This window comes from Rhodococcus sp. EPR-147 (genome assembly GCF_001647185.1).
In the GTDB taxonomy this organism is placed as follows: domain Bacteria; phylum Actinomycetota; class Actinomycetes; order Mycobacteriales; family Mycobacteriaceae; genus Rhodococcoides.
Genome location: NZ_LVCU01000508.1, coordinates 1 through 5,346 on the forward strand (window position 1 = coordinate 1; position 5,346 = coordinate 5,346).

At 64.8% G+C, this 5,346-nt stretch carries 6 protein-coding genes; 1 reads left to right on the forward strand and 5 read right to left on the reverse strand.

Features of this window, described 5'->3' with window-relative positions; all coding sequences use genetic code 11:
- The 5 genes from A2J02_RS21815 to aroQ form a co-directional block, all read right to left on the reverse strand.
- Positions 1-733: acyl-ACP thioesterase domain-containing protein (locus tag A2J02_RS21815; RefSeq protein WP_068053477.1), on the reverse strand; the 733-nt coding region annotated here is incomplete at its 3' end.
- Positions 734-754: 21 nt separating this feature from the next.
- Positions 755-2,305: a C40 family peptidase gene (locus A2J02_RS21820; RefSeq protein WP_068053465.1), complete on the reverse strand. Its 1,551-nt coding sequence runs from the start codon at positions 2,303-2,305 to the stop codon at positions 755-757.
- Between the two features lie 145 nt (positions 2,306-2,450).
- Complete coding sequence (locus tag A2J02_RS21825) at positions 2,451-3,023, reverse strand: vitamin K epoxide reductase family protein (RefSeq protein ID WP_068053468.1); 573 nt, start codon at positions 3,021-3,023, stop codon at positions 2,451-2,453.
- A gap of 16 nt (positions 3,024-3,039) precedes the next feature.
- Positions 3,040-3,792 carry a DsbA family protein gene (locus tag A2J02_RS21830; RefSeq protein ID WP_068283861.1) on the reverse strand — a complete coding sequence of 251 codons (753 nt, stop codon included), beginning with the start codon at positions 3,790-3,792 and terminating at the stop codon, positions 3,040-3,042.
- Between the two features lie 63 nt (positions 3,793-3,855).
- Positions 3,856-4,290, reverse strand: coding sequence for a type II 3-dehydroquinate dehydratase (gene aroQ, locus A2J02_RS21835; RefSeq protein ID WP_082899543.1), 435 nt, complete (start codon positions 4,288-4,290; stop codon positions 3,856-3,858).
- Between the two features lie 92 nt (positions 4,291-4,382).
- On the opposite strand from aroQ, the gene A2J02_RS21840 reads away from it, so the two are divergent.
- Positions 4,383-5,346: MFS transporter (locus tag A2J02_RS21840; RefSeq protein ID WP_068053474.1), on the forward strand; the 964-nt coding region annotated here is incomplete at its 3' end.

Here is a 5,346-nt window from a genome sequence, read left to right on the forward strand (position 1 = left end):
TGACGACGAACCAGACGGTCAACGCGCCGCCGTCGTAGCGATGGCGCAGAGTGACGCGTTCACCCGCCAGTACCGGGCTCAGGTATTCGATGACGGCGCGGTGCGGCGACGCGGCCAGCTCGGGCACGTCGACCAGCAACTCCTCGATCGCGTGCCAGTAGACCGCATTGTTGAGGTGGTCGAACGGATCGATATCGGTTGCGCGCAAGGGGAACTGCACATCCGTGGGCGATTCGGCCGGCACCGGCTCGGTCAGCCATGCCTTCCATCGCAACCGGTGTTGATCGGTGGTTCGCGCCAGCATTTCCAGGGCACCGTCGCTGATGCGGGTCGGCATTCCGGTGTCCTTGCTGATGTTGATCCAGAAGCCCTCGGTCTCGATGCGTCCACCCTTCGGTGTCGTCAGTGCCACGCGCATGTTCGACCACCGCGTCGACATCGACGAACACCAGCGCCGCATGTGCACTCGGTCCGGGAAATGGATCGGCTCGAAGACGTCGATGACGGTGCGCCGCACGATCCACATGGGATCCGTCTTGCCCAGGGGAGTGGCGTCGAGGTTGTCGGTACCGATGTCCTGCAGGTAGCGGGCAACGCCGTCGAACCGTAGTCGGTTGTTCGGATCGATGTCGCCGGTTCGCACCGGCCAGTCGGTCTCGAAGCCCTCACCGGGCGGCGGCTCCGGTGCCAGTTCGTCGTCGAATCCTGCCGGTTCCACACGTGCATTGGTCACGTCCGCACTGTACGCGCGCACCTACACGATGTGACGGGCGCGCATACCGTCGAACACCGGTGCCACGCGCACCACGTCGCCGGTGGTGGGAGCGTGGACCATCTGGCCGTTGCCCATGTAGATCGCCACGTGGCCCGGCCCGGCCGGCCCGAAGTTACCGAACAGCAGATCGCCCGGTTGCGCCATTGCCATCGGAATCTCGGTGCCCACGTTCCACTGAGTCTCCGAGGTTCGGGGCAGCGTCACCTTTCCGCCCGAGGCCTTGTACAGGGCATACGACGTCAGGCCCGAGCAGTCGAATCCGCCGCCGGACGGTCCGTTGATGTTGCCGCCGCCCCACACGTACGGAAGTCCCAGATAGTCCATCGCCAACTGCACCGATCGTCCGCCGATTCCGGTGAGGTCGAGTCCGGCGAACGGGGTCAGGATGGCGGCGAACTGCGTTTCGGTCGCCCGGATACGAGAGACGTACGGCTTGGTCTGCGTCTCGTAATCGAATGTGCCAGAGGGCATACCGCCCGATCGCAGCACCGCTCCCGCGCCGGCGTTGTATCCGGCCAGGGTCAGATCCAAGGTGTCACCGGACACCTTGCCCTCGCGCTTCCACCCGTCGACCTGCCCGTAGATATCGCACAGCAGTGTGCCCGACGCCATCACCGAATCACCGATGCTGTTGACGTCGGTGACACCGTTGCCGTCGTAGTCCTTGCCGTACGTCGCCCAGGTTCCTGGCATGAACTGCCCCGGCCCCTGCGCGCCGGTGCTCGAGACCGGAGCAGTGGGGCCGTGCCGAAACCCGTTCTCGGCGGCATACAGTGCCGCGATGGTCGTCGCTTTGACGCCGCCGCAGATGTTGCCCGCCTTCTGCAGCCACGGCACGAAGGCGGTGATGGCTCCCACGGCACCCAAACCGATCGCGCCCACGTTGATGCCGGTGAACGTAGCGGGTTGACCGGGAAACAGTGCACGTCTGATGGCCTCGGCCGACGCCATGAACGCGGTCTGGGTGGCGATGTCGGCGGCGGTGTACGTACGGCCGGCGAATTGAACGGCACCGGCTCCGAGCGCCGCTGCGGTGGTGGACAGCGCATTCGACGACCCAGCGCCCGAGGAGAACACACTGAACGGCAGTGGCGCGCTGGGTACTGCCGCAGCGAGAGCGGCAGGAGCGGCGCTAACAACATCTGTCGCCGCCGCAGCAGGATCGGTGGCAGTGGCAGGATCGGTAGCACTGGCAGGGTCAGCGATATCGGCTGCTTCTGTGTCCACTGCTTCGATGTCTTCCACCGTCGGCAGGTCGGGGAGCATCGGTTCGGCGGCGGTGTGCAGGCCCTCGGCGGCGTCGGAGAGGGTGCGGTCGGCGATGTCGGCGGCCGGTTCGGGCATGGTGCCCAGTAGTTCGGTCCACTGATCGCTCATCGTCTTCGCCTGATCTTCGGCGTTGGCGGCAATGTCTGCCGCCTGGTCCTGCACCGCCTGATCGGGAATCGGAGCCGGGGCGTCGGTTCCGGCGACTACACCGGCGGCGGACACGATGACGGCAACGATGACTGCGAATGGATCGCCTGCCATGTATCGACTCCTGCTACTCGAACGATCTTCCCCGAGCCAGGAGCTGTGATCAGTCTCACTCGGGTGCTGCACCCATCATGCACGGTGCAGACGTTCGACTCATGAGATTCGCAAAAGGAAATGCAGGGTTGTCAGAGCAGTATTTTCAAACCAAAGTTGCCCAGTAGTCCGAGAACTGGATTCCGATGAGCGCGACGACGATTGCGTACCACACCGCGAGCAGCGTCCAGCGCCATTCGAGGAAGAGGCGTCCGACGGTGCCGCCGCTGTTCGGGCCGGAGCCGACCAATCGGCTCAGAGCCAGCAAGAACAACGGCATCGTCACCGCCCACACCACCATGCAGTAGGGGCACAGGGCGTTGATCTCGTACAGACTCTCGAAGATCAGCCAGTGCACGAAGACCTCGCCGAGCAGCAGGCCTGCACTCAGTCCGAGCCAGAACCAGTGCGGTAGTTCGACGCGGCCGAGCCAGAGCACTCCGGCGACGAGGGCAATGGAGAAGGCGACGATGCCGAGGATGGGGTTCGGAAAACCGAACAGCGCAGCCTGTTTCGTCACCATCACCGAGCCGCACGAGAGCACCGGATTCAGGCTGCACGACGGGACGTACGACGCGTCCTCGAGCAGTTTGAATCGCTCGATCGTCAGCGTCATCGCGGCGAGTAACCCGAGCGCGCTGAAGACGGTGAATACAGCAGCGCCTGCGCGTGTCCTCATGGCGACCGGTTGCCGCTCAGTTACCGGCAGCGGCGGCGAGGATGTTCTCCGGCGTCGGGTTGGAGACGTCGGTGCCGTTGACGCGCACGTTCGGCGTTCCGTTGATGCCTTCGCCGAGGACCGACTGTGTCTGGGTGGTGACCCAATCGGTGTAGCTGCCGCCGGTGATGCACGACGCGACGGCGGGGGAGTCGGCCCCTGCAGAGGCGGCGATCGCGACGAGTTCGTCGTTGGTCAGTCCGGTTCCGCCCTCGGCCGGCTGCTGCTCGAACATTGCGGTGTGCCAGTTCATCCAGTTGTCGCGGTCGTTCTCGGCGACGCAGATCGCGGCGCTTGCCGCGCGGGTGGAGTACATGGTTCCGTTCGAGAACCGGTCGAGAATGGAGATGGGGCGGTAGTCGACGGCGACATTTCCCGCGTCGGCCAGCTGCTGCAACGTCGATCCGCTGATGGACTCGAAGTTCTTGCACGCCGGGCACTGGAAGTCCTCGACGACGCTGACGACGGTGGTGGCATCGGGGTTGCCGAAGCGGATGGCACCGTCGTCCGTCACCGACGTGGGAGTGAGCTGGGCCCCGGTCGATTCGCCGGAGCCTGCGGCGGAAGATGCATCCCCCGACGTCGAATCCTTGTTGACGATGAAGAGGGCAATCGCCGCCACGAGCGCGATCAGAACGACTGCGACGACGATCTGGATCAGAGTCCGACGATTCTTGTCGCCGTTCTGCATGGCCTTGATGTCTTTCGAGACGTTCTTGCTCGTGTTCAAGGCGACCAGTTTATGCAGTACAACCTGAGTGTCAGATGAGAGCTGGGTTGAACGAGTGCTGTGTCAGATAAGCGCAGCCAGTCGTTCGATGGCGAATCGGTATCCGTCGATCCCGAGTCCGGCGATGACGCCACTGGCGATGGGGGAGACGAAGGAGTGGTGCCGGAACTCCTCACGGGCGTGCACGTTGGAGATGTGCACCTCGATGATCGGCACCTCGGGGATGACGAGGGCGTCGCGCAGCGCCACCGAGGTGTGCGTCAGTCCGCCCGGGTTGATGACGATGCCCGACGCCACCCCGCGGGCCTCGTGGATCCAGTCGATGAGTTGGCCCTCGTGGTTGGACTGCTCTGCCTTGACGGTGAGTCCGTGCTCGGCGGCGGTCTTCTCGCACAGGGCGACGACGTCGGCGAGAGTGGCGTGGCCGTACACCTCCGGCTGCCTGGTGCCGAGCATGTTCAGATTCGGACCGTTGAGCACCAACAGCTGCTTGGCCACGACGTCGCTCCATTTCTTGCTTCGGGTACTACTGCCTGCTCCGGGGACTACCGGCTACGACTATTCCACAGCGTGGTTGACACAATCGTCCGGTGAGTACTGGCAAGGCAGTCTGGGTGGTGTGGGGCGTCGGCGTCTTCGCCTACATCGTCGGAGTGCTGCATCGAACGTCGTTCGGCGTCGCCGGGCTGAGTGCGGCGGATCGGTTCTCGGTGTCGCCGTCGCTGCTGTCGTCGTTCGTGGTGCTGCAGGTGATCGTCTACGCGGGGATGCAGATCCCGGCCGGGGTGCTGTTGGATCGCATCGGTTCGCGCAAGATGATCGCCGCGGGCGCGCTGATCATGGCGTCGGCACAGATCACGTTGGCGCTCACGGAGTCGCTTCCGGTCGCGGTGGTCGAGGGCGCGTTCGTCGGCGTGGGCGACGCTCTCACCTTCATCTCGGTGCTGCGGTTGGTGCCGGTGTGGTTCACGCCGCGGCGAGTGCCGATCGTCTCGCAGCTGACCGGTCTGCTCGGCCAGCTCGGCCAGGTGCTCTCGGCGGTCCCGTTCCTGATTCTGTTGAACGGACCCGGTTGGACGTTCGCGTTCGGTAGCGCAGCGGCACTCGGTCTCCTTGCGCTCGTATTGGTTCTCGCGCTCGTCAGGGATCGCCCCGACGACGGAGCTGCCCCCGTGTTCGAGCCGACGACGCTGAAACAGACCCTCGCTTCCATCGCCGAGGTGTGGCGACGGCCCGGCACCCGGCTCGGCTTCTTCTCGCACATGGGTACTCAGTTCTCCATCACGGTGTTCGCGTTGCTGTGGGGTGTTCCGTATCTGACGTCGGCACAGGGCCTGTCGGCGTCGACGGCCGGAGCGTTGTTGACGGTGTCGGTGGCATCGGCGGTGGCGTCGGGCATCGTGGTGGGTGTTCTCACCGGGCGCTATCCGATGCGACGGTCGTGGCTGGTGCTGGCGATCATGATCAGCAACGCGACCATGTGGGCGATCGTGTTGGCGTTGCCCGGGCCCGCTCCGCTGTGGTTGTTGGTGTTGCTCGTGGTGGTGATCTCGG

Bases quoted from the DNA above. Each gene is read 5' to 3' on its own strand.
- A2J02_RS21825 (WP_068053468.1), bottom strand. From the start codon at position 3,023: ATGAGGACACGCGCAGGCGCTGCTGTATTCACCGTCTTCAGCGCGCTC.
- A2J02_RS21820 (WP_068053465.1), bottom strand. From the start codon at position 2,305: ATGGCAGGCGATCCATTCGCAGTCATCGTTGCCGTCATCGTGTCCGCC.